Annotated in this window: 19 protein-coding genes and 2 tRNA genes; 8 read left to right on the top strand and 13 right to left on the bottom strand. The window is 41.9% G+C overall.

Annotated elements, in window-relative coordinates; all coding sequences use genetic code 11:
- Positions 1-287: 287 nt before the first annotated feature.
- The 3 genes from GY065_RS03680 to recG all read left to right on the top strand — a co-directional run bounded on the left by GY065_RS03680 (position 288) and on the right by recG (position 5,143).
- Positions 288-857 carry an RDD family protein gene (locus GY065_RS03680; RefSeq protein ID WP_174833112.1) on the top strand — a complete coding sequence of 190 codons (570 nt, stop codon included), beginning with the start codon at positions 288-290 and terminating at the stop codon, positions 855-857.
- 190 nt (positions 858-1,047) lie between these two features.
- Entirely contained in the window at positions 1,048-2,916 is a 1,869-nt protein-coding gene (ilvD, locus tag GY065_RS03675) for a dihydroxy-acid dehydratase (RefSeq protein WP_174833111.1), read from the top strand.
- Between the two features lie 190 nt (positions 2,917-3,106).
- Positions 3,107-5,143 (top strand): ATP-dependent DNA helicase RecG, encoded by a 2,037-nt coding sequence (gene recG / locus GY065_RS03670; protein ID WP_174833204.1) that lies wholly within the window; start codon positions 3,107-3,109, stop codon positions 5,141-5,143.
- 151 nt (positions 5,144-5,294) lie between these two features.
- Here recG and GY065_RS03665 read toward each other — a convergent pair.
- The 5 genes from GY065_RS03665 to GY065_RS03645 form a co-directional block, all read right to left on the bottom strand.
- Positions 5,295-5,369 (bottom strand) — tRNA-Glu (locus GY065_RS03665).
- A gap of 9 nt (positions 5,370-5,378) precedes the next feature.
- Positions 5,379-5,455, bottom strand: a tRNA-Arg gene (locus GY065_RS03660).
- Positions 5,456-5,613: 158 nt separating this feature from the next.
- Complete coding sequence (locus GY065_RS03655; protein ID WP_174833110.1) at positions 5,614-6,954, bottom strand: deoxyguanosinetriphosphate triphosphohydrolase; 1,341 nt, start codon at positions 6,952-6,954, stop codon at positions 5,614-5,616.
- 157 nt (positions 6,955-7,111) lie between these two features.
- Positions 7,112-7,867, bottom strand: a complete 756-nt coding sequence (gene gloB / locus GY065_RS03650; protein ID WP_174833109.1) for a hydroxyacylglutathione hydrolase — start codon at positions 7,865-7,867, stop codon at positions 7,112-7,114.
- A gap of 16 nt (positions 7,868-7,883) precedes the next feature.
- Positions 7,884-8,420, bottom strand: coding sequence for an NUDIX hydrolase (locus GY065_RS03645; protein WP_037391996.1), 537 nt, complete (start codon positions 8,418-8,420; stop codon positions 7,884-7,886).
- A gap of 123 nt (positions 8,421-8,543) precedes the next feature.
- Here GY065_RS03645 and crcB point away from each other — a divergent pair, with 123 nt between their 5' ends.
- Positions 8,544-8,930 carry a fluoride efflux transporter CrcB gene (gene crcB / locus GY065_RS03640; RefSeq protein ID WP_037392000.1) on the top strand — a complete coding sequence of 129 codons (387 nt, stop codon included), beginning with the start codon at positions 8,544-8,546 and terminating at the stop codon, positions 8,928-8,930.
- A 48-nt stretch (positions 8,931-8,978) separates the two neighbouring features.
- On the opposite strand, the gene GY065_RS03635 is transcribed toward crcB, so the two are convergent.
- Together GY065_RS03635 and GY065_RS03630 are read right to left on the bottom strand one after the other, a co-directional pair.
- Positions 8,979-9,524, bottom strand: coding sequence for a GNAT family N-acetyltransferase (locus tag GY065_RS03635; RefSeq protein ID WP_100116310.1), 546 nt, complete (start codon positions 9,522-9,524; stop codon positions 8,979-8,981).
- A 50-nt stretch (positions 9,525-9,574) separates the two neighbouring features.
- Entirely contained in the window at positions 9,575-11,203 is a 1,629-nt protein-coding gene (locus GY065_RS03630) for an ABC-F family ATPase (protein ID WP_025330365.1), read from the bottom strand.
- A gap of 145 nt (positions 11,204-11,348) precedes the next feature.
- Between GY065_RS03630 and GY065_RS03625 the strand changes: the two genes are divergently transcribed.
- The gene (locus tag GY065_RS03625) at positions 11,349-12,581 is read left to right on the top strand and encodes a chloride channel protein (protein ID WP_174833108.1); all 1,233 of its coding nucleotides are present in this window, start codon (positions 11,349-11,351) and stop codon (positions 12,579-12,581) included.
- 25 nt (positions 12,582-12,606) lie between these two features.
- Here the strand turns inward: GY065_RS03625 and hemF are convergent, their stop codons facing one another.
- Positions 12,607-13,533, bottom strand: coding sequence for an oxygen-dependent coproporphyrinogen oxidase (gene hemF / locus GY065_RS03620; RefSeq protein WP_174833107.1), 927 nt, complete (start codon positions 13,531-13,533; stop codon positions 12,607-12,609).
- Between the two features lie 221 nt (positions 13,534-13,754).
- Between hemF and grxB the strand changes: the two genes are divergently transcribed.
- From grxB to GY065_RS03605, 3 genes are all read left to right on the top strand, one after another.
- Positions 13,755-14,402: a glutaredoxin 2 gene (gene grxB, locus GY065_RS03615; protein WP_174833106.1), complete on the top strand. Its 648-nt coding sequence runs from the start codon at positions 13,755-13,757 to the stop codon at positions 14,400-14,402.
- A gap of 262 nt (positions 14,403-14,664) precedes the next feature.
- Positions 14,665-16,377, top strand: coding sequence for a thiamine pyrophosphate-dependent enzyme (locus tag GY065_RS03610; protein ID WP_084562654.1), 1,713 nt, complete (start codon positions 14,665-14,667; stop codon positions 16,375-16,377).
- 137 nt (positions 16,378-16,514) lie between these two features.
- The gene (locus GY065_RS03605; RefSeq protein ID WP_174833105.1) at positions 16,515-17,063 is read left to right on the top strand and encodes an XRE family transcriptional regulator; all 549 of its coding nucleotides are present in this window, start codon (positions 16,515-16,517) and stop codon (positions 17,061-17,063) included.
- A gap of 637 nt (positions 17,064-17,700) precedes the next feature.
- Here the strand turns inward: GY065_RS03605 and GY065_RS03600 are convergent.
- The 5 genes from GY065_RS03600 to GY065_RS03580 all read right to left on the bottom strand — a co-directional run bounded on the left by GY065_RS03600 (position 17,701) and on the right by GY065_RS03580 (position 24,575).
- Positions 17,701-19,695: a transglutaminaseTgpA domain-containing protein gene (locus GY065_RS03600; RefSeq protein ID WP_174833104.1), complete on the bottom strand. Its 1,995-nt coding sequence runs from the start codon at positions 19,693-19,695 to the stop codon at positions 17,701-17,703.
- The gene (locus GY065_RS03595) at positions 19,695-20,630 is read right to left on the bottom strand and encodes a DUF58 domain-containing protein (protein WP_174833103.1); all 936 of its coding nucleotides are present in this window, start codon (positions 20,628-20,630) and stop codon (positions 19,695-19,697) included. Before GY065_RS03595 ends, GY065_RS03600 begins: the two co-directional genes overlap by 1 nt.
- Entirely contained in the window at positions 20,614-21,525 is a 912-nt protein-coding gene (locus tag GY065_RS03590; RefSeq protein ID WP_174833102.1) for a MoxR family ATPase, read from the bottom strand. Before GY065_RS03590 ends, GY065_RS03595 begins: the two co-directional genes overlap by 17 nt.
- A 196-nt stretch (positions 21,526-21,721) precedes the next feature.
- Positions 21,722-22,228, bottom strand: coding sequence for a transcription elongation factor GreB (gene greB, locus GY065_RS03585; protein ID WP_174833101.1), 507 nt, complete (start codon positions 22,226-22,228; stop codon positions 21,722-21,724).
- Between the two features lie 76 nt (positions 22,229-22,304).
- Positions 22,305-24,575, bottom strand: coding sequence for an NADP-dependent malic enzyme (locus tag GY065_RS03580; RefSeq protein WP_174833100.1), 2,271 nt, complete (start codon positions 24,573-24,575; stop codon positions 22,305-22,307).
- Positions 24,576-24,650 lie beyond the last annotated feature (75 nt).

The raw sequence follows: 24,650 nt of genomic DNA, 5'->3' as shown, positions 1-24,650 counted from the left end.
ATAAATTGTATATATTTAAAATAATTAATGAAATATTTATATATATTATTAAAATTTCTGCTAAAATTCTCTGATTGAATATTTTGTCATGATAAATAGAAAAATTAATCTGGGAAACTAATGATTGACGAATTAACAGAGAAATAAATAAAATAATTTACTATATTTAACTTATTTATAATTTAATCTTATTTAAATTTGTCATTTATAAAAAGTACTTACGACTAATGCTTGAGCAACAATACATTCCTTTAATACTTTTTTATCAAATTTTAAGGAAATACACTATGCCCAATTCTCAGAAGAATTTTTCAAAGAATAATTATGATTATGATGATTTTCACAATTCGGAAATAGAAGTTGAACTCGCCACTCCATGGCAAAGAAGTGCTGCGTATATAATTAACCTTGCATTTTTTTTAGTCTGTTGTTATGTGGGTACTAGGCTATATATATTTCACGAGGGTTCCCAGCCTAAACTTATGCATATAGATGACATAGCTTTAACCATATGTCTTTTAATACCTTCAATTCCATTTATCACAGCACAATGGATTATGATGAGTAAAACTGGTCAATCCTTTGGTAAGCGCCTGATGAAAATTAAAGTTATTAACCTTGACGGACGCAATCCGGGATTTGTCGGTACTGTACTAATTCGTGAAATTTTGTTTCATACAATTATCAGTACTTTTTCATACTTATTGATTAAAATTTTCAATCTTAATGAGAATTCTACTGAGCAAATATGTAACTATTTAATTACATTTGTTTGCTTTTTAATGTTGTTTAGAACAGAGGCGAATTGTCGTACTTTCCAAGATTATTTGGCCAAAACAATTGTCATAAAAAAATAATTATATATAACTTGAGAATATTACATACTGATATGTCGTTTCAGCTATATTAATTTCTGTGTTGTCTGAAATTAACCTGTTAAAATTATATAATCAACTCAGTTCTAAGTTTACAAACATCAACTGCCTGCGTACCATGCTGGCAGTTGTTTTACATTTACAGATAAAAACCAATACAAGGGAATGCATAATGCCACAATACCGTTCACAAACTTCTACACATGGGCGTAATATGGCCGGTGCACGTGCGCTCTGGCGTGCAACAGGTGTTGCTGATAATGATTTTGGCAAACCCATTATTGCCATAGCCAATTCTTTTACCCAGTTTGTTCCTGGACATGTGCATTTGCATAATATAGGTCAGCTGGTAGCACGTGAAATCGAACGTTCTGGCGGTATTGCCAAGGAATTTAATACCATCGCGGTTGATGATGGCATCGCTATGGGGCATGAAGGAATGCTTTATAGTCTGCCTTCACGCGACCTGATTGCGGATAGTGTGGAATATATGGTCAACGCACATTGTGCTGATGCACTGGTGTGTATTTCCAACTGTGACAAAATTACTCCAGGAATGCTTATGGCATCCATGCGCCTGAACATTCCGACTATTTTTGTCTCCGGTGGTCCAATGGAGGCCGGTAAAATAATTGCAGCCACCAATGGTGAGCAACAAATCCGCAAGCTGGATCTGATTGATGCAATGATTGAGGCTGGTAACGATAAAATCAGCGATGAAACAGTTGCACAAGTAGAGCGCAGTGCCTGCCCTACCTGCGGTTCATGCTCAGGTATGTTTACAGCTAATTCAATGAACTGTCTGACTGAAGCTCTGGGTTTATCCTTACCAGGTAATGGTTCTTTACTCGCTACTCATGCATTACGTAAAGAACTTTTTCTTGAAGCAGGCCGGCGTATTGTTGAATTAGCCAAACGCTATTACGAACAGGATGACTCCAGTGTGCTTCCGCGCAGTATTGCAACTAAGGCAGCTTTTAATAATGCTATGAGTCTGGATATTGCTATGGGTGGTTCTACCAATACGGTATTACACTTGCTGGCAGCTGCGACCGAGGCCGGTGTTAATTTTAAAATGGCTGATATTGATCAGTTAAGCCGCCATGTACCCTGCCTGTGTAAAGTGGCTCCGGCTACACAGAAATATCACATGGAAGATGTGCATCGTGCCGGCGGTGTTATGGCCATTTTATCCCAGCTTAATCATGCCGGTTTACTAGATACCAGTGTACATACTGTACATATGCCTACACTGGCAGATGCGATTAAGCACTGGGATGTAAGCAATCAGAACAATACTGAGGCAATACAACGTTATCGCGCTGCACCGGGCGGAATCCGTTCAACTGAGGCTTTCTCACAAAACGCGATGTGGCCTTCTCTGGACCTGGATCGTGAAAATGGCTGTATCCGTGATAAACAGCATGCTTATTCTCAGGACGGTGGTCTGGCTGTGTTATTCGGTAATCTCGCTGAACGCGGCTGTGTAGTTAAAACGGCTGGTGTAGATGACAGTATCCTTAAATTTACCGGCCGTGCCCGGGTGTTTGAAAGTCAGGATGAGGCTGTTGAAGCCATTCTGGGTAATCAAATAGTAGCTGGTGATGTGGTTATTATCCGTTATGAGGGTCCCAAAGGCGGGCCCGGAATGCAGGAAATGCTTTATCCGACCAGTTATCTGAAATCTAAAGGTTTGGGTAAAGCATGTGCTCTGCTTACAGACGGTCGTTTTTCAGGGGGCACCTCGGGGCTTTCGATTGGTCACGCCTCTCCTGAAGCTGCTGAAGGCGGCAATATCGGGCTGGTACAGGAAGGAGATATTATCGAAATTGATATTCCTGAACGCCGGATACATCTGGCTGTATCTGATGCAGAGTTGGTACAACGCCGCACAGAAATGGAAAGTCGCGGTGCTCGTGCATGGAAACCCGTTAAACGTCAGCGTCATGTCTCTGTTGCTTTACGTGCCTATGCAGCCATGACTACAAGTGCTGATACCGGTGCTGTACGTGATGTAACACAGGTAGAGCGACAAGATTAATTTATTCTGTCAGAGTACCCGTTTCGCTGTCTGGATAGCGAAGCGGGTTTATTTTTTAATCAAAATACACAGTGTATTAATTTGATATTCTGACCAATTATTTAAATATGATTAAAGTGGTCAGATTAGCGCTATATGTGCAAACATGCTATCGTAACCATGTTGTAATATGCTTTTACTGTTTGTCACTATGTCTACTGCTGATTTTCCCTTTCCAGTAAGTGCCAATACGCTTGCCAAACTGACCAAACTCAATATTACTAATATATGGGATTTGGCTTTACACTTACCGTTACGCTATGAAGATGAGACACATATTACGCCGATTGGTGATGCACAGAACGGGGTGCCGGTACAGATTGAAGCGACTGTTATTCATCAGCAAATACAATTTCGTCCGCGTAAACAGCTGGTAGTACAAGTTCAGGATGTATCCGGACATGTCTTGTACCTGCGATTTTTGCATTTTTATCCTAATCAGCAAAAACAACTGGCAGAAGGTAATGTGATTCGGGCTCTGGGTGAAATCAGACATGGTTTTTTTGGCGATGAGATGGTGCACCCAAAAATTCGCACTGATATTGATAAAGGACTAGCAGAAAGCCTTACTCCGGTTTATCCCACCGTTAACGGACTAAACCAGCCTGCCCTTCGCCGGCTGATTCAGGCTGCACTTAAGCACTTGCCGGCAGATGATACACTGCCGGCTGACTTATTACAGCAGTTACAATTACCTCCCCTGCTGGAAAGCCTGATTTTTCTGCACTCTCCGCCACCAGAGTACACTGCGCGTGATTTACATGAAGGTACTTTACCGGCATGGCAAAGGCTGAAATTTGATGAATTGCTGGCTCAGCAGTTATCCATGAGGCTGGCACGCCAGCAACGCTTAAACGGGCATGCAAAAGCTTTAACTGGTAACGGCCATATTAGTGAGCACTTACTGGCTAATCTGAGTTTTACCTTAACAGAAGCTCAGCAGCGTGCTCTTGCTAAAATCACTGATGATTTAGCCCAGACACACCCGATGCACCGTTTACTACAAGGAGATGTGGGCAGCGGTAAAACTATTGTTTGTGCTCTGGCAGCTGCAATTGCAATAGAAGCCGGTTTTCAAGTAGCGGTCATGGCACCCACAGAAATTCTGGCTGAACAACATTATCTGAAATTCACACAATGGTTTTCACCTTTAGGAATCAGGATTGCTAGACTTTCAGGCAGTATGCGCAAAAAAGCTCGTGATGAAGCACGGAAAGAACTGGCAGATGGTACTGCTCAGCTGGCAATAGGTACGCATGCTCTATTTCAGGATGATGTTACTTTTCATAATCTGGGTCTGATTATTGTTGATGAACAACACAGATTCGGTGTTGCCCAGCGTCTGGCATTAAAAAATAAAGGTGAAGATGTACATCAGCTGATGATGTCCGCCACACCAATACCACGCACACTGGCAATGAGTTTTTTTGCCGATCTGGATGTTTCTGTCATTGATGAACTGCCTCCCGGACGAACACCTGTTATAACCCGTCTGGTAAACACGGCCCGCCGTCAGGAAGTTGAAAAACTGGTAAAGCATACCTGTGCACAAGGCCGACAGGTATACTGGGTCTGCCCGTTAATTGAAGAATCTGAAGTACTGCAATTACAAACTGCCGTAGATACAGTTGCTCAATTACAGACGGCGTTACCAGAACTGAATATAGGCTTAATACATGGACGGCTCAAGCCGGCAGAAAAAGCAGCTGTTATGACAGCATTTGTTGAAGGCAGTATTCAGGTACTGGTAGCTACAACTGTGATTGAAGTTGGTGTAGATGTACCTAATGCCAGTCTGATGGTAATAGAACATGCTGAACGTATGGGACTGGCACAATTGCATCAGCTTCGCGGTCGGGTGGGACGTGGAGCAGCAGCCAGCCGCTGTGTATTGTTATTTAGTGAACCTCTTAGTAATGTAGCCAAAGCACGTTTGAAAGTAATTTATGAAAATACCGACGGCTTTGAAATTGCCCGGCAAGATTTGAATATTCGCGGACCGGGAGAGTTTCTGGGAGCACGCCAGAGTGGTGTCCCGATGCTGCGTTTTGCCAATCTGGAAGAAGATCTGCCTATACTGGAAAAAGCACGTGATTTAGCGCCTGTTCTGATTAGCCAGCAACCTGAAGTAGTCAATAAACACTTGCAACGGTGGCTATCTCAACGGTCTGCTTATTTGGGCGTATAAAATATTTATCTGTATTAACAGCTCCAGTGAAACCTGAAAAATTTAATGACAAAATTTAGCAGCTATATTCTCAGGACTAAACAATTAAACCAGCAATATTTCAAGCTAAAATAAAAAAACCTGTTTGAAAAATCAAACAGGTTTTAAAATCTGGCACGCCCACGGGGAATCGAACCCCGGTTACCGCCGTGAAAGGGCGATGTCCTAACCGCTAGACGATGGGCGCATAGCTTGATGGTGCACCCGGAGCGATTCGAACGCCCGACCCTCTGGTTCGTAGCCAGATACTCTATCCAACTGAGCTACGGATGCACTGCTTTCGAACTCGTTTAAGAGTCACCGAAAATCAAGAAGCGCGATAATACGCAATAAATGGTATTTTGGCAAGCCAAAAATAGATAAAAATGAAAACAAATAGATAAATATATTGATTTTTATATATTTATTTTGAAACCATATAAGCAAAAATTCTACAGCATTCCGATTCCGGATACTTCACGCGCCAGCTTTGCCGCAGTATTGTCAGTCATACCACCTACAAAATCCAGAACTTTCATATATCCCAGATATAAACCATCCTTTTTATCCAGTTTTTGTTCTTTTAATAATGACAATGCCAGCTCCTGTCTTTTACTGAGCTGACCGGTTTTAATAAAGGCATGCACCGCAGGTACAAGCAAACCCAGTATCGAACCCAGACAAGGAAAAGTAGCTATTTCAGTAATCAGCTTGCTTTGATGGCGGAATATACGTGTGCGAGCCAGCTCTTTTGCAGCGTTCAGTGCTTCATTAACATCCGGACTAGCCAGAGCAAGCAAATCTTTACCGCGAAATGAACCATTCAATAAATCCCGATGATGCTTAATAAAAGTATGCGCAATATCGTCTACTGCTCTTCCGATAGCAATTCCGCGCAAGCGGGCACAGCGCTCCTGACTGCTATAAGACTGCCAGAAATATTCTTTATTTGTCAACCTGGATAGAATTTGCTCTATGTCCGCTACCTGTAATAATCCCATCTCAACAGCATCTTCCAAATCCAGCAATGCATAACAAATATCATCAGCTGCTTCCATTAAATATGAAAGCGGATGGCGCACCCACTGATTTTCACCGGTTTGCGGCAACCCCAGCTGTTCTGCAATACAGCACATAAAGGGTAGCTCAGTCTGGTAAATATTGAATTTATTCCGGCCATGCGGCGCAGAACTGGTCCACGGATACTTAATTAAAGCACCGATAACAGCAGCAGTCAGACGCATTCCGCCATTATTCTGATACATTTCCAGACTGGCTACCAGACGCAAGCTATGTGCATTTCCTTCATAGGTTTCGATATCATTGCGTTCTGTATTGCTCAATTCCTGTAAATAATGAGCATGCTGCGGATCACGGAACCACTCACGCAAAGCATCTTCACCTGTATGACCAAATGGCGGATTACCGAAATCATGAGCCAGACAGGCAACCTGTACAATCGCCCCGATATCAGCAGCATGGCTGCCAGATGGCAGGAAATGGCCGGCATTCAGCATTACACCGACCCGATTTCCAAGACTGCGCCCGACACTGGCAACTTCAACACTATGAGTCAGACGATTATGCGTATGGTCATGTAAGGCAAACGGATGAACCTGCGTTTTACGGGCGAGACGGCGAAAACCACTGGAAAAAACCACACGATCATAATCAATATGAAAATCAGTACGCAGTGCATCCGCCCCCTCTTCACTTGAAGCGGTCACTGTAGGCACAATATACCCATTTTCGGGCTTAAAGCGCTGGGTACTGAGCAACTTAGTCCAGTCCATGCAATATGATGATTTTTTCATATTCAGACAAATTGAAAGCTTTATATGCCGGCTAAGATTATCAGTCGCCATTCTTTAGCTCAGTTTCAACTCATTTATTCCTTAGTTATTATGTTGAAATAATCATAGCATGCAAAAAGTCACACTGTGATTAATTTTAAAAATGATTTTTCCACTCCCTTAAATAAGTAAACACTGCCAATGGTTGGGCAAGCTGCTGCTCTGAGAGACCTTTTTGGCGTAATGTGGCCATCACTTCCGGCTGACTGGTACGCAAAAAAGGATTGATAGTGCGTTCATGTGCCAGACTTACCGGTAAGGTAGGTAATTTATCTACCTGTATTAATGCATTTCTGATTGCAGAATTATTCGGTTCAACAGCTTGTGCAAATTTCAAATTTGCTGCGGTATATTCATGTGCCGGATAAAATAAGGTATCAGGCGGCAGACTGTTTAAACGCTGCAAACTGCTGAACAATTGAGCCATAGTCCCGTTGACTCGTCCGCAGCCTGCACTGAACAGAGTATCACCACAAAATACTCTGTAACGACCAGCAGAATCGCATACTAAATAAGCCAAATGATCTGTAGTATGCCCGGGAATATGCCAAACTGTTACATGCTGACCGAATACCTGAAATTTACTGCCTTCAGTTACGGGTATATTCACAACATGCCAATCAATGCAACCGGTAATCTGGCATTGCGAATAATGTTTTTTTAATTCCGCCACCCCATCAATATGGTCATAATGAGGATGAGTAAGCCAGATAGCATCCAGGGTCAGGTTGTGTTTAGTCAGATAATTTATGACAACAGGTGCTTCGCCCGGGTCAATTACTATAGCCTGATTTTCTTGCTGCAACAGCCAGATATAGTTATCAGAAAGTGCGGGTAACGGGATTATTTTCATGACAAATATAAATTTATTAACAATATAACAACCAGTACTGTAAAGCAATCAGCGTTTTTCCATCATGAATCTGATTATTTGCCAGTGCCGAACGCACTTGCTCACGATTGAGCAACACCGGTTCAATAATTTCATCTTCATCCGCCGCCAGAACACTATTTGGTTGCACATGTTCAGCTAGATAAAGATACATTTTTTCATCACCGAAACCGGGAACAGTATAAAAAGTATGTATCAGTTTTACTTCAGCAGCAGTATAAGGGGTTTCTTCAGCCAGCTCGCGCAAAGCAGCATGCGCAGGATCTTCATTTTTTCCGTCCAGCTTACCAGCGGGGATTTCCAGTAAAGCCTCACCTACCGGATAGCGCCACTGTCGTACCAATACCACTTTTTGCTCAGCCGTAACCGCAAGTACAGCCGCGGCACCCGGATGCTGTACAACTACTCGCTGTGCCTGGTTGCCATTGGGTAAACGAACAGTGTCTTCTAAAACATTTAAAAAGGAACCGCGATAAACTTCTTTACTGGAAATTTTGGTTTCAGTCAGATCCATATTGATACTTTCTACATGTCTAAAAACACTAGCGTAGTCATTTCAGCAGCAGAAGGCAATATGGCATGTCCGGCTTTAGTTTAAAATTATTAATTATATATTCGTCGTATGATTGGATTGATTATGTATTTATCTTTATTTGCCATTGCTGCCGGCGCAGCTCTGGGTGCCATCATGCGCTGGCTTCTGGGAATCTCGCTGAATACGCTTCATTCCGGTTTGCCCTATGGCACACTGCTGGCAAACTGGATCGGTGCTTATCTGATTGGTCTGTTCAGTGCATTGTGTATACACTTTACCCAGATCGCTCCGGAATGGCGTCTATTTGTTATTACTGGTTTTCTCGGCGGGCTGACTACGTTTTCCACCTTCTCACTCGAAGCCGTGCAAATGCTTTTGTCACAACGTTATACTCTGGCAGTAACACATATACTGCTGCATACAGGCGGTTCTTTACTGCTGACTATTCTGGGTTTAGTAACTGTGCACTGGTGGCTTAAAGCCGGCTAAGATATGATTTTGTATTGGTTGCGAGCTTTGTAAAAAGCCGAATTATTATTAACCATCGACAGGCTGAGCTGGTGTATCCAGAATTAACTGATAAAGTGCCGCATCTAGCCAGTGACCAAATTTAAAACCAATCTGAGGCAATGTGCCGACATGTTTGAAGCCAAGCTGTTCATGCAGAGCAATACTGCTGTCATTGGCTGCATCAATCACACCCATTAATACATGTAAATCAGCCTGACGTGCACGTACAATAAGTTCCTGCATCAGTTTGCGTGCCAGTCCCTGCCGGCGACAGTCATTACGTACATATACACTGTGTTCAACCGTATATTTATTGGCAGGATAATCACGGAATGCACCCCATGAAGCAAAAGCCAACAGTTCACCCTGACTATTTACTGCACCGATAACCGGAAAATTGCGCTCACGCTTAGCTGCAAACCAGCCATGCATAAATGATAGTGAACGGGGCTCATAATCATACAGTGCAGTTGAGGTGGCGATAGTATCGTTAAACAGCGCCAGAATGGCTGCCGCATGTTCTTTTTCATTACATTCAATCAGCTCAACTGCGTTACTTTTGCCGGTATTCATTTTTTTCCCATATAAAAAAACTGCCTGTAAACACAGGCAGCTTATAAATATTAAACTACACCTTTTTTAGCCAGATAACCTTCATAATCACCCAGATAATATTCATAACCACCTTCACCATCCAGCTCAATAATCTGTGTAGCCAGACTGGAAACAAACTGGCGGTCATGAGATACAAACACAAGAGTACCCGGGAATTTTTCCAGCGCCATATTCAGTGCCTCAATACTTTCCATATCCATGTGATTTGTAGGTTCATCCATTACCAGCACATTAGGTTCCTGCAAAATCAGTTTACCATATAGCATACGGCCTTTTTCACCACCGGAAAGTACCTGTACCTGCTTGCCGACTTCATTACTGCCAAAAAGCAGACGACCTAAAGTACCGCGAATCACCTGCTCATCATCGCCTTCCTTGCCCCACTGACGCATCCATTCAGTCAGAGTCATAGATACATCGAAATCATTTTCATGATCTTGCGGGTAATAGCCAACCTGTGCTTTCTCTGCCCATTTTATAGTACCGCTATCTGCTTTAATGCCATCATTGTATGCTTCATTATATGCACCAGCCAGTAATTTCAGCAGCGTAGATTTACCAGCACCGTTAGGGCCGATAATAGCCAGACGTTCACCGGCATCAAGCATCAAACTCAGTTTTTTAAACAATTGCCGGTCAAAACGTTTTGATAAATCCTCAACTTCAAGTGCCTGCCGATGCAGCTTTTTCTTATCATCAAAATTAAAGCGGATAAACGGGCTTTGACGGCTGGAAGGTTTCACTTCCACCATATCTGCCTTAATTTTATCAGCCAGTTTCGCCCGGCTGGTTGCCTGTCTTGCCTTGGATTTATTAGCAGAAAAACGTGCCACAAACTCCTGTAATTCCTGAAGTTTTTCCTTAGCTTTAGCATTATCTTTTAAAGTACGTTCACGTGCCTGTGTAGAGGCAAGCATATAATCATCGTAATTGCCCGGATACAAAGTAATGCCACCATAGTCCACATCGGCCATATAAGTACATACTTCATTCAGAAAATGGCGGTCGTGCGAAATAATAATCATGGTGGATTCATAGCTGTTCAACACACCTTCCAGCCAGCGAATAGTATTAATATCCAGATTATTGGTCGGTTCATCCAGCAACAGCACATCCGGTTTGGAAAACAGTGCCTGTGCCAGTAATACGCGCAGTTTAAAACCCGGTGCAACTTCACTCATGCTGGCATTATGTAGATGTTCATCAATACCGACACCGGCAAGTAATTCTCCCGCCCGTGCCTCAGCTGTATAGCCGTCATACTCGGCAAATTTTGTTTCCAGATCGGCCGCGCGCATATAATCATCTTCAGTGGCATCCGGATTAGCATAAATGGCGTCGCGTTCTGTCATGGCTGCCCACATTTCTGTGTGCCCCATCAGTACCACGTCCAGTACGCGCATATCCTCATACGCAAACTGATCCTGTCTCAGCTTACCCAGACGCAGGCCTTGATCAATGGCCACCTCACCACTAGTAGGTTCAAGATCACCGCCGAGAATCTTCATAAAAGTTGATTTACCCGAGCCATTGGCACCAATCAACCCATAACGATGGCCCCCACCGAACTTAACCGATACATTCTCAAACAATGGCTTCGCGCCAAACTGCATCGTAATTTTATTGGTACTGATCACCGTAATACTTCCTTTAAATTCCTGACAAAATATTCTGATTTTAACACAGACGCGTGCCAAAATTCGGCAAAGTCTGTGCTGTCGTTTACAATATCGTTATTTAAAAAGCAAAAGTACCTTTGATTTATCGCAAATTTATCATGCCATGTTCAGATTAAATCCGAAACTGATTGCCTTATTACTATTTTGTGGTGCCATCGCCGGCGTGGCAGGCATGTCACTTATCGGATTATTGCATTTTATTCAGCAGTTAGTGTACGGAATAGTCCGTACAGACGGCATCACATTTCGTAATATTGTCGAACAAACCACAGCCATACATCGTTTACTTGCATTAAGTGCATGTGGCGTAATAGTGGGCGCCGGCTGGTACCTGCTGCACCGTTTTGCTCCCAAACTGGTTGATATCAGGGAGGCAATTGGCAACAATGCTACACCTATACCGTTAGTTTCTACTTTCTTTCATGGTATGTTACAGATATTCACAGTAGGCATGGGTTCACCTCTCGGACGTGAGACAGCGCCACGTGAAATCAGTTCAGCTATTGCAGATTTTATCGGCCGGCGATTTAACATCAGTACAGAAGAGAGAAAAGTCCTGCTTGCCTGTAGTGCAGCCGCCGGTCTGTCCGCGGTTTTTGATGTACCTCTGGCCGGTGCTCTGTTTGCCCTGGAAACGTTATTATTCAGTTTCCAGCGCAATACTGTTATTGCAGCTTTAATCTGCTGTACAACCGCAGCATGGGTAGGCCGGATCGGACTGGGTAGCCAGCCAGCCTATCAGCTACCGGCAATTACCCTGAACAGTCCACTGTTAATCTGGTCGTTGTTGCTGGGGCCACTGATTATTGCATTCTCATGGCTGTTACAATACCAGCTCGCCTGTTGCAAACCGGCTCTGCGTACTAGCCCCAAGCTGATCTTTATCAGTATCGGTGCCTTTATACTCATCGGGGTTTTGTCCATGCAACTACCGGAGATACTTGGTAACGGAAAAGCCGGTAATGAACTGTTATTTAATGACCAGATAAGCTGGCATTATGCTCTGGCACTATTAATCGGTAAATGGCTGGCGCTTCTACTGGCCACCCGTGCCGGAGCATACGGGGGATTTATTACTCCTTCGATGATGCTTGGCGGTCTGATTGCATTACTGGCAGCCACTGCATGGAACAGCATGCTGCCACCTGTTCCCATAGTCGCCGCAGTTGTGACCGGAGCTACCGTTTTTCTAGCAGTACAGCAAAAAATGCCTCTTACCGCCATATTATTTGTATTGGAAATAACCAATATTACGCCCGACATGATAATGCCAATTTGCCTGTGTCTGCTTACAGCACTATCCTGCCAGCAAGGATTGAACAAAAAACAAAGTTAAACAGTATATATAATAATTTTACTACTCAAACCAGACAGTTTTCTGCTTCTGCCAGCCAGTCACGCGCCTGTAAATATCCGGCCAGACCGGCTTCAGCAGAACCAGGTACCGGTTCATACTGATATTCAAAGCGGGCTAAAGGCGGCATAGACATCAAAATAGATTCTGTTCGCCCGCCGGCATGTAAACCAAACTGAGTGCCTCTGTCCCACAATAAATTAAATTCAATATAACGTCCGCGCCTGTATAACTGAAACTGACGTTCACGCTCGCCAAAATCCATATTTTTGCGCCGCGCCACAATAGGCAGATAAGCTTGTAAATAAGCAGCACTTATTGCTCGTATAAAAGCAAAACAACGAGCAAAATCCCAGCGGTTTAAATCATCAAAAAATAATCCTCCTACGCCTCGCTGTTCCTGCCGATGAGGCAGATAAAAATAACGGTCACACCACTCTTTAAATTCTGAATATACCGTTTCACCAAAAGGCAGACACGCATCATAAGCAACCTTATGCCAATGCACTATATCTTCAATAAATGGATAAAAAGGGGTCAAATCAAAACCGCCGCCAAACCACCAAACCGGGTTACTGCGTTCCGGATATGCAATGAATAAGCGTACATTCGCATGACTGGTAGGTACATATGGATTACACGGATGCACCACCAGTGACACCCCCATTGCTTCATAAGGAGCTCCTGCCAGATACTGGCGTTTTCGCACAGCTGAAGCCGGCATAGCGGTACCTTTAACATGAGAAAAATTAACGCCAGCCTGTTCAAACACAGCTCCTTGTTTGAGAACCATACTGCGCCCGTTTCCCAATTTGCCAGACCATTCATCTGTTACAAACCCCGCAGTACCATCTTCTTTTGCCAGGGCATCAGCCAAATGTAATTGTAAGTTTTGAAAAAAATCCAGATTTTGATTAAAGACATCGCAACTCATGAAAAAACCGTAAACTAAGTTTAATTAATATATGTATAATATTAATTAATATTTGTAATACACAATCTACAATAACAGATTATTTTAATCAGTATTATTGTTACCTGACAGTATTTATCGCTTATTTAACAATACGAAACTATCAGTATAAATATTAAAACATGATATTTTTTGTATATTGTACATTTAATCAACACACTAAATCCGAAAAGGAAATCTGAATGCAACTTTATATTTATGACCATTGTCCCTACTGTGTACGAGCCAGAATGGTATTCGGTAAAAAAATAGTACCGGTAGAAAATATCTATCTGCTGAATGATGACGAAGACACTCCGAATAAATTAATCGGAAAAAAAATGGTACCAATTCTGGTAAAAGATGATGGTACTGCCATGGGTGAAAGTCTGGATATCGTTCACTACATTGACCAGCTTTCTGGTACTACTCTTATAAACAATACAGTACGGCCTGAAATTGAGGGCTGGATAAAAATTGTTGATACTTACCGCAATTTCCTGACTTTACCGCGCTGCATCAGTATCAACCTGCCTGAGTTTGCTACTCAGAATGCCATCAATTATTTCATCAACAAAAAAACTGCTATTTTTGGTGATTTTCAGCATCATTTACAAAATAGTCAAACCTATATTAACCGGTTCAATGCCGATCTGATTGCACTATCGCCGTTGATTGTGAATGATCATGGTAGTAATGGTACTTTTGGAATGGAAGATATTCTTTTATTTCCCTTACTGCGCAATATGACTATGGTCAAAGGAATCGAATGGACTGCGCCGGTGCTGGATTATATGCACAGCATTAGCCGGATTACCCGCATTCCATTGTTTGATGACCGCGCAATCTGATTAATAAGCGGTTTTTTGGCAGCCGGCAAAACATAAAGGCTGCCATTTTTATAAAAATTTATTCGAAAATATCGATTTTAAATGATTTTCAACAATAATCTTGTTTTGTTGATTACACAATATTACAATACAAACAATATTGATAAAGAATTAATATAAAAATTTTATTTATTTATAACATATGGTTATATAAATAAATAGTAAGAAAATATTTACTTTATTATTTTTGAAATAAATAATCAATTTTAAGAGGAAATACAGCATGTCTAAAACGAAAACTGTATCAGAAATATTGGTTGATGTTCTTACCGAAGCCGGTGTCAGCAACTGTTACGGCATCATCGGTGATACGCTGAACTTTGTTGGCAAAGCGATAGAAAAAAGTAGTATTAATTGGGTGCATACACGTCACGAAGAAGCAGCTGCCTTTGCTGCCGGCGCTGAAGCTCTGATTACAAACAAACTTACTGCATGTGCTGGTTCCTGTGGTCCTGGCAGCTTGCATCTGATTAACGGCTTATACGAATCCAACCGCAATAATGCACCAGTAATCGTTATTGCCAGTCAGCTGGCTGCCACTTCTATGGGCACCGGATTCCCGCAGGAAGTGGATTTCCTCAAAGTCTATCAGGATACAAGCGTTTTCTGCCAGATGGTAAACCAGCCGGAAGAAGCTCAGCGTATATTCACTCAGGCCGCACAGGCCGCCATTAATAAACGCGGTGTAGCAGTTGTCATCCTGCCTAGCGATATCAGTAAAATGGAAGTAGCTGAAAAACCAATAAAAATATGGTGCCCGCAGCCAGTTACCCGCCCGAATGATAACGAAATAGAAGAACTGGTTAAAGCGATTAATCAGGGAAATAAAATCACCATTTACGCTGGTTTTGGCGCTAAAGATGCACATGATGAAGTAATTGCATTGGCAGAAAAACTAAAGGCACCAGTTGTACACACTTCCCGTGCTAAAGACAGCATTGCCTGGGATAACCCTTATCAGGTGGGTATGACCGGGATGTTTGGTACTAAGGCTGGTTATGATGCAATCAAAAACTGCGATACCTTGTTATTACTCGGTTGCAGCTTTGCATGGTCTGAATATTATCCGGAAAAGGCAAATATCATCCAGATTGACCATGAAGCTACTCAGTTAGGCTTGCGTCACCCGATTAATCTGGGGCTGGTTGGTGATGTTAAAACCACTCTGCAAACAATTTTGCCGAAAATACAGACTCGTAACGACAGCAGTTTTCTGGAGCACCATACCGCTTTATTTGCCAAAATTATGGATAAATTTGAAACGTATGCCACTCCGGATGACAAACATCCAATTCACCCACAGCAACTAATAGAATTGATAGATAAGTATGCCAGTGATGATGCATTGATTACCGCAGATGTAGGAACTCCAATGCTGTGGGGAGCCCGTTATTTAACCATGAATGGCAAACGACGCTTCCTGACCAGCCTTAAACACGGCACCATGTCAAACGGTATGCCTCAGGCTTATGGTTTCCAGAAAGCCTTTCCGGGCAGACAAGTCATTTCTTTATCCGGAGATGGCGGTTTAGCCATGCTGATGGGTGATCTGCTTACTGCCAAACAGGAAAATCTGCCGATTAAAATAGTTGTTTTCAACAACAGTTCCCTGAACTTCGTGGAGCAGGAACAAAAAGGCGAAGGTTTGGTAGAAGTCTATGTTGACCTGAAAAACGGAGACTTCAAAACCATTGCAGAAGGCTGTGGTTTCAGTGCCCAAAGCGTAAGCAAATCTTCTGAGCTGGAGGCTGCTGTAAAAACATTCCTTGCACACGAAGGTCCGGCATTACTGGATGTTGTAATCAGTGATAAAGAACTGATAATGCCGCCGGCAATCAGCTATGAAAATGTGAAAAACATGGTTTGGTATGGTTCTAAAGCTATCCTCGAAGGTAAAGGCAAAGAAGTTATCGATATGATCAAAAATAACATCTAAACCTTTTAACAGGCCCGCTGACAGATTGATACAGCGGGCACTTTTTTACACATTAATCAAAAATAATTATTTAAATTAATAATTTAATTATATTTTTGAATCTCTTATCATTTGAAATAAAAAATAAGTCAAAATTTATGCACACTATTCATAGCCGTATTAGACAAGCTAGAACTAATAAAGGTTTAACCCAAGCTGAATTAGCAGAGAAGTTAAATATATCAATTACAGCTATCCAACTATGGGAAAATAAAGATGAAGCTAAAGCCACAGCTCCAAAAAGAAAACGGTTAGAGGAAGTAGCAAAAATTTTAGGAGTAACGGTTACATGGCTATATACAGGGAAAAATTTTATACAAACAGATGAAAATCCAAAACTAACTGAAAACCCCGGTCCTAGTGACGGATATGAAAAAATTATGATATACAATATTGATTTATCAAAAAATCATGAAAATATCAATTGGGTTTTATCAGAATTTGAAGAACCCCTACTCATAAATAATAATTGGTTCAAATCAAAAAATTTAATCTCTGATGATTTGCGTGCTATGCATGTAAAAGGTAACAGCATGGCTCCTAACTTGGAAAATAACAATATTGTTATGATAAACACTAATGATGTTGAACCTGTTGATGGTGAAACATATGCTATTATTTACAATAAACATTTTTTTATAAGATAAATCCGTCAAACTGTTGATGGTATAAATCTCATAAGCTCAAATGGTGATTATGAAACTATTAAAATTTCTTATAATCATCTAGATAACTTTATAATTTTAGGAAAAAAAGTCTGGCACTGTGGCTAATTAATATTCTTTATTTCTTTTTTCTTCTGACATTTTGAAAATAGACATCAAAAATTTTTATACATTTAACACAAAATATTTTTCTAATTCATAAAGATAGCCATTAATATGAAATAAAATTTTAGTGATACAAAATACAATTATCCGGCGGCGTCAACAATCTTAAAGCAACACCAAAATTAAAAAATATTATATTTTTAACAACACTCTATTTTAATTTTATGTTTTTTTAAAATTAAATAATTATACATTAAAATTAATTATTTATTTTATTCTAAAGAATTTAAAATATTGTTATTTTTCAATTCAAATAAAAATTATTTATTAGAGGTAATTCGGAAATCAGGTTTTACAGGATAATTCTGAAAATTTCTTACTCTAAAAATAATATGGTATTTTAATATAATAATAAACTACCCGACTTCTGATACATTGATAGCCGGGTAATTTTTGTTTCAATATTTAATATCTGTTTGAAAATTTTTTAATCAAAACAGATTAATAACAAAATCTACAGGTTACGTACTGCCTGTTTCATTTTACGCAGCCATTTGCGCTGGCTCCTTTTGTCCGGCATCCCTGTTGCCCCATATTGCCAGTCTATATACTGATTCAGTAGTGCAATTAAATCATCATTAAGTAAATTATGCTTTGCGAGAATATCCTCTAACTCAAGTGGTCCGATAGCGGATATTTCTGATTCTCCACCTTCTATAACAGCCTGTTTAAGCAAATTAATTCCATCAGTTAATGGCTGTGACTGCGCATTACCCTGACGACGTAACCAGAAAACCAGCGGGAGTGCTGTAATGATAATTGCAATTACAATAACTATTATCAGTACATACACAGGTATATCTTTTAAATTCAGCCAGCTAAGTATTGACTTCTGACTGCCGGTATCATAATTAACCACCCATTGCTGCCAGTAAAACTGACCATTATCCAGATATTTCTGCAATAACGGATAAACTGGAGCCAAACCGGCACCCTGTGCAGCCGGTAAAGCACTTTCTACCCCTTTGTCTACACGCACTGAAGAAACGGCGCTGGTCGGGTCTACCCGCTTCCATAGTCCTTTTTCTGCAATCCAGATTTCAGTCCATGCATGTGCATCCTTACTGCGAATTTGCCAGAACTTATTGTCAGGGTGATACTCTCCTCCCTGATAACCAATTACGATTCGTGCCGGTACACCAATTGAACGAGCCAGCCATACCATAGCATCTGCATAGTCTTCACAAAAACCTTCACGCCCCTCGAATAAAAAATAGTCTGTTTTATTTTGTGTCTCCTGATTGCGTTTCGGTGTTAAAGTATATTGAAAATGAGAGCTTTTAAAATAAGTTAGTATATGACGAATAAACTCTTCACTGCTTTTGGATTTTCCAGCCAGCTGTTGTGCCAGTCTGCGGGTTTCAGGATTAAGCCTTGCCGGTAACTGGGTATAATAATTCAGTAAAGCTTGGTCCATTTGCTGACGCAGGTATGGAGTCATCTGAGAATATAAATGTATCCGGCGCAGACCTTCGCGACTGCTGTTGACTCTGACAACATTACCCACACGCCGGCTTAAATCAGCCTGAACATCAGGTAAGGGCTGATCCAGCGCCGGTATACGACCATGATCATCCTGAATGAACAGCTGATACCCTACCATTTTGCTATTAGCTTGTTGTGCCAGCAAAGCTCTGCCGGGTAGTTGTAAAGTATCTTCATCAGTATATTGCTCTTTTACCGCATGCCATATCCCGTTTTCATTTTTACCCATTACCATCACACGCCAATACATATCAGCATTGCGTGGAATAACATCATTATCAAAGATAACATTGAAAGCCAGTTCATTACTCAGAATCAGATTGCTGACATTTCCTGATTCAAGAGTATCCGACAATCCTGTAACTGCTGATTGCTGCGGCTGCGGCACACCCCATAATGGCGTATCTTTGCGTGGCACCACCATAAATAAAATAACGGCCAGTGGAAAAGACAAAATTAAAATCAAAGCACCCTGCCGTATTGCCGTCACCGGTTTGATACCCGCCAGTAACCCCAGAGATGAAATCAGACAGAACAACGCCACAACCAGCCAGGGTGCCATTAATATACTTTGATTAAACAGCAGCCCTCCACCCATCAGGATTAACTGTGCTAACAATAATATTTGCCAGTCGCGTAAGGTTTCACCCTCAAATGCTTTGAGTACTATCATCAACATTAGCAGGGAAACGCTGGCATCCCGGCCAATAATTGTTCCAACACGAAAATATACCCATACAGAAGTAGCAAGCAGCAATATTACCAGTGCCCATAATGGTAATTTTTTAATACTGGTAAACAGCAGAGCAATGCGCCCCATCCACAACAATGCGAATGCAGCGCCAACACTTAGTGGCAAATCAAATAATAAGGGTAAAGCCACCCACGCCAGCATAATCAATAAAATAAACTGAGTGCGTACAGGAGGAGATTTACGTAAAAAAACCGGATCAGCAAGCCACATTACCATCTACCTAAAGCATTCAAACATTTTATCCGTTGACCAGTCGTTACTTCATAGCGCTGCCGTGGCAATTCAAGCACATATTTCTCCCCGCTTGCATCTGCTGCCAATACCCGATAACACATCATACTGGCCATTTTTTCCATGCTGGTTCCTGGCGGATAATCCCGATAGGAAATCAGTAATGGCTGTACCCGTTTTCCTCCCTGTTCAAAATATTTATCAAGTAAATTACCTGTCTTGGCATAGTGCTTCCATGCAATCTGCCGCAATGAAGTTGTATTCTGATGTGGTAGCAAATAAGCCGGATCCTGACCGCTCAGACTGATTAAAGTTCCAGGTTCATTATCACTGGTGCGTGCAATCGGACTGGTATGTTCTACAGGTTCTGGAAAAATAATAACCTCATCAGTAAATTCCCATTGAGTTTTAATCATTAATAACCCAAACGGTGCCATACTTGCTCCGGCTAATAATAACCGTGGCAGGATACCGCGTTTCTGGGGCGGTAATGCCCAGAGAAAATCTGTATTTTCCGGTGTAATTGTCCACAATTCCCAGTCACTGGCTGTGCCTGTTATTTCCTGTGCTGTTTGAAGCCATAACCAGCGTGTACGTTTACAGCTGTCACAGGCTCGCAAAGTCAGTACGCATTCTTTACCGGCATAATATTCTGGTTGTGGTTCAATCGTTAATACTATCCCGGTTAACTGACGAATACCGGCAAGTGCTCCGAACAATAATATGCCTAATAACCAGAATACTAGCGCATAAGCTACATTCACCTGATAATTAACGGCCATAATCCATAACAGGATACAGGCAATAACCATGCCCCAGCCCATACGCGTCAGATTGACACGTACACTACGTGCCCGTAAAGGTGTATGCCCGTCAATAAGTGTAGGAACGGGTGCCTCAGACAACAGCCACATGATCCAGCATTCCTGAAAGTAAAGTACTACTTCTGTTCTGGCTTTGCAGTGGTTGCAGCCGGTGTGCGGCCACAGCCACCCATACTGCTTTCACATCTTCAGGAACGACATGTGCCCGCCCCTGAATCCATGCATAGGCCTTGGCGGCCTGTACTACAGCCAATCCGGCGCGAGGACTCAGTCCGACTGCAAATGTACCCGGATTCCGCGTAGCAGCAACCAGCCGATAAATATAATCTGCAGCGGCTGCTGATAAATTAATTTTGGATACTTCTGCCTGCCATTGCTGTAATATTTCCGCATTGCATACAGCTTTAAGGCGTGGCACAAACTGGCGACGCCCGCCTGAGATGTAGAGCTGTTTTTCTTCTTTTTCTGCCGGATAGCCGATACTCAGACACATCATAAACCGGTCCAGCTGCGATTCAGGTAAAGGATAAGTACCCAGCTGTTCTGTCGGATTCTGGGTAGCAACTACAAGAAATGGTTTCGGCAGCACATAGGTTTTACCATCTACAGAAACCTGCCCTTCTTCCATGGCTTCAAGCAAAGCCGATTGCAGTTTGGGAGAAGCACGGTTGATTTCATCTGCCAGTAAAAAAGAATTAAAAACCGGACCAGGATGAAAAATAAATTCGTTGGATTTTGGCTGAAAAATACTAACACCAAGTAAGTCAGCAGGTAACATATCATTAGTGAATTGTACGCGCTGGTAATTTAATCCCATTACAGCAGCCAGTGCTTGTGCCAGAGTAGTCTTACCAACACCGGGCACATCTTCAAGCAGGATATGACCGCGAGCCAGTACACAGGTAACAATTTGTATTAATAATTCTTGTTTACCTAAAATAAGAGCATTGAGTTGTTTGAAAACAGGATCAAGTTTTGGGTTCATGTTTTAACACAGTTATAAAGAATTCGGCATTGATATTAAGTTTGTCATTATGAAAGTACTTATAGATAATCAGTTCAGCACAATTCATATGAAATTTATTTTACAAATAAATTATTATGGCAATATTTCAGTATAAACATTGCAAAAATTAACTTTTACCCAGAATATTAACATTATTATTAGAAAGATGTGAATATTAATCAATACGAATATATTCCACTGTCAATACTTCGATATTTTCCACTCCTTCAGGACCATGCAGACGTACTTCATCACCCTCATGAGCTTTCAATAAAGCACGTGCAAGCGGTGATACCCAGGAAATTTTATTTCTACTGGTATCAATCTCATCTGTACCAACAATATGTACAGTCTGCTCCTGACCATTGCCGCGCAAAATAGTTACAGTAGCACTAAAAAAAATCTGATCACTGGGTTCACGTGTCTCCGGATCTATAACTTGCGCGGCTTCCAGTCTTTTAGTCAGAAACCGAATACGCCGGTCAATTTCACGCAATCTGCGTTTTCCATATAAATAATCACCATTTTCACTTCGGTCACCATTACCGGCAGCCCAGTTCACAACATTAACAATTTCGGGGCGTTCTTTATGAACCAGATGGTAAAGCTCATCCTGTAAAGCCTGATATCCTGCAGGAGTAATATAGTTAGGTGCAGTTTGGGGTGCTGACACATTACTCATAAACTGTCTCCATAATTGACACAAAAAGGCTGTCTGAAAACACAGACAGCCTGCAGACTCTTCCAAAATTCAGCGATTATTTACGCTGGGCATCTACAGCAGCCAAAGCCACCATATTTACTATACGGCGTACAGAAGCCATAGGAGTTACAATATGTACAGATTCATTCATACCCATTAGGATCGGGCCAATCGTTACGCCATGAGATGAAGTACGTAATAGATTGTAACTGATATTCGCTGCTTCAACATTCGGCATTACCAATAAGTTTGCAGCACCTTTGAGTTTGCAGTCCGGCATCAGTTTCTGACGCAGTTTTTCATCCAGTGCCAGATCACCCTGCATTTCACCATCAACGTTTAGCTCCGGAGCTGCCTCTTTAATTAAAGCAAGCGCTTCCTGCATTTTGGTGCTGCTTGGCTGATCAAGTGAACCGAAGTTTGAATTGGACAACAAAGCCACTTTTGGTTCTATACCAAAACGTTTCATTTCATCAACACACATCAGTGTATTAGCAGCAATCTGCTTCGCAGTCGGTTCCGGATTAACATAGGTATCAGCAATAAACATATTACCTGAGGTCATAATCAGTGCATTCATAGCACAGGCATTCTGTTCAGGATTGTTATAGCCAATTACTTCTTCCAGAATATTGAAATGATCATGGAAACGACCTACCGTGCCACACAGTAATGCATCAGCACTGCCCATTCGTACCAGCATTGCACCAATCAGAGTAGAACTGCTAATCATCCGGCGCCGTGCCATTTCCTCGGTGACACCGTGACGTTTACGCAGCTCGTAATAAGCCTGCCAGTATTCACGGTAGCGAGGATCATCCTGATTATTAACAATCTCAAAATCCTTGCCTGGCTGTATAGTCAGACCCAGTTTTTTCGAACGAGCTTCAATTACTGCCGGCCGGCCAATCAGAATCGGGAAGGCCAGCTTGTGGTTGACAATGTGCTGAGTGGCATGCAGAACACGCTCATCCTCACCTTCACATAATACCACACGTTTCAGTTCTTTTTTCGCCTGAGAGAATACCGGTTTCATAAACAGACTGGATTTATAGACAAACTGACTGAGTTTCTCTACATAAGCATCCATATCATCAATCGGACGGGTTGCGACACCGGAATCCATAGCGGCTTTGGCTACAGCAGGCGCCACTACAGCAATCAGACGAGGGTCAAATGGCTTCGGAATCAGATATTCACGTCCGAAAGAAAGCTCTGTATTGCCATAAGCAGCTGAGACTTCATCACTCAGCTCAGCTTTGGCCAGTTCTGCAATAGCATGCACACAGGCCAGCTTCATCTGTTCATTAATGGTAGTTGCACCAACATCCAGCGCACCACGGAAAATAAACGGGAAGCATAAAACATTATTTACCTGATTCGGAAAATCAGAACGGCCGGTACCAATTACCGCATCCGGTCGTGCAGCCTTAGCTTCAGGTGGCCAGATTTCCGGAGTCGGGTTGGCCATGGCCAGAATAATCGGATCTTTAGCCATTGTTTTGAGCATATCCACGCTCAATACATTCGGACCAGATAATCCAAGGAAAATATCTTTATCATGAACAGCATCAGCAAGTTTCCGCTGACCGTTATCCGGGATAGCAAACAGTTTTTTTGATTCCACCATGTTTTCTTCACGATTCTGGTAAATCACACCTTTTGAATCGCACACAGTGATATTTTCACGCTTCATACCCAGAGCAACCAACAGTTCCAGACAGGCAATTGCTGCTGCACCGGCACCGGAACATACCAGCTTGACCTGACCGATATCTTTACCAACAACTTCAAGAGCATTTTTAATTGCTGCAGCAGTAATAATAGCTGTACCATGCTGATCATCATGGAATACCGGAATATTGCAGCGTTCACGCAGTTTTTTCTCAATATAAAAACATTCCGGTGCTTTAATATCTTCAAGGTTAATACCGCCGAATGTCGGCTCCAGTGAAGCAATAATATCTACCAGTTTGTCCGGATCAGTTTCATTAATTTCGATATCGAATACATCAATACCACCGAATTTTTTAAACAGAACCCCCTTACCTTCCATTACCGGCTTTCCGGCCAGTGCTCCGATATTACCTAAACCAAGTACCGCTGTACCGTTGGAAATAACAGCAACCAGATTACCGCGTGCAGTATATCTGTATGCATTCAGGGGATCACGGTGAATTTCCATACACGGTGCAGCCACACCCGGTGAATAAGCCAGTGACAAATCATATTGAGTAGCCAATGGTTTTGTCGGTGTAATCTGAATTTTACCCGGTCGGGGTTCTTCGTGAAAATGTAATGCTGCTTCTTTAATTAATTCATCCATATCTTTTCTCAGTCTTAGGTTTTCAACACCAATAAGCTTTTCTTAAAAGAGCACGCTAAATAAAGTCACTTTTAT

It is taken from the genome of Snodgrassella sp. ESL0323 (assembly GCF_013346865.1).
Classification (GTDB): domain Bacteria; phylum Pseudomonadota; class Gammaproteobacteria; order Burkholderiales; family Neisseriaceae; genus Snodgrassella; species Snodgrassella alvi.
Note: the sequence above shows the minus strand (reverse complement) of the source record. Positions and strands in the feature narration are given on the sequence as shown.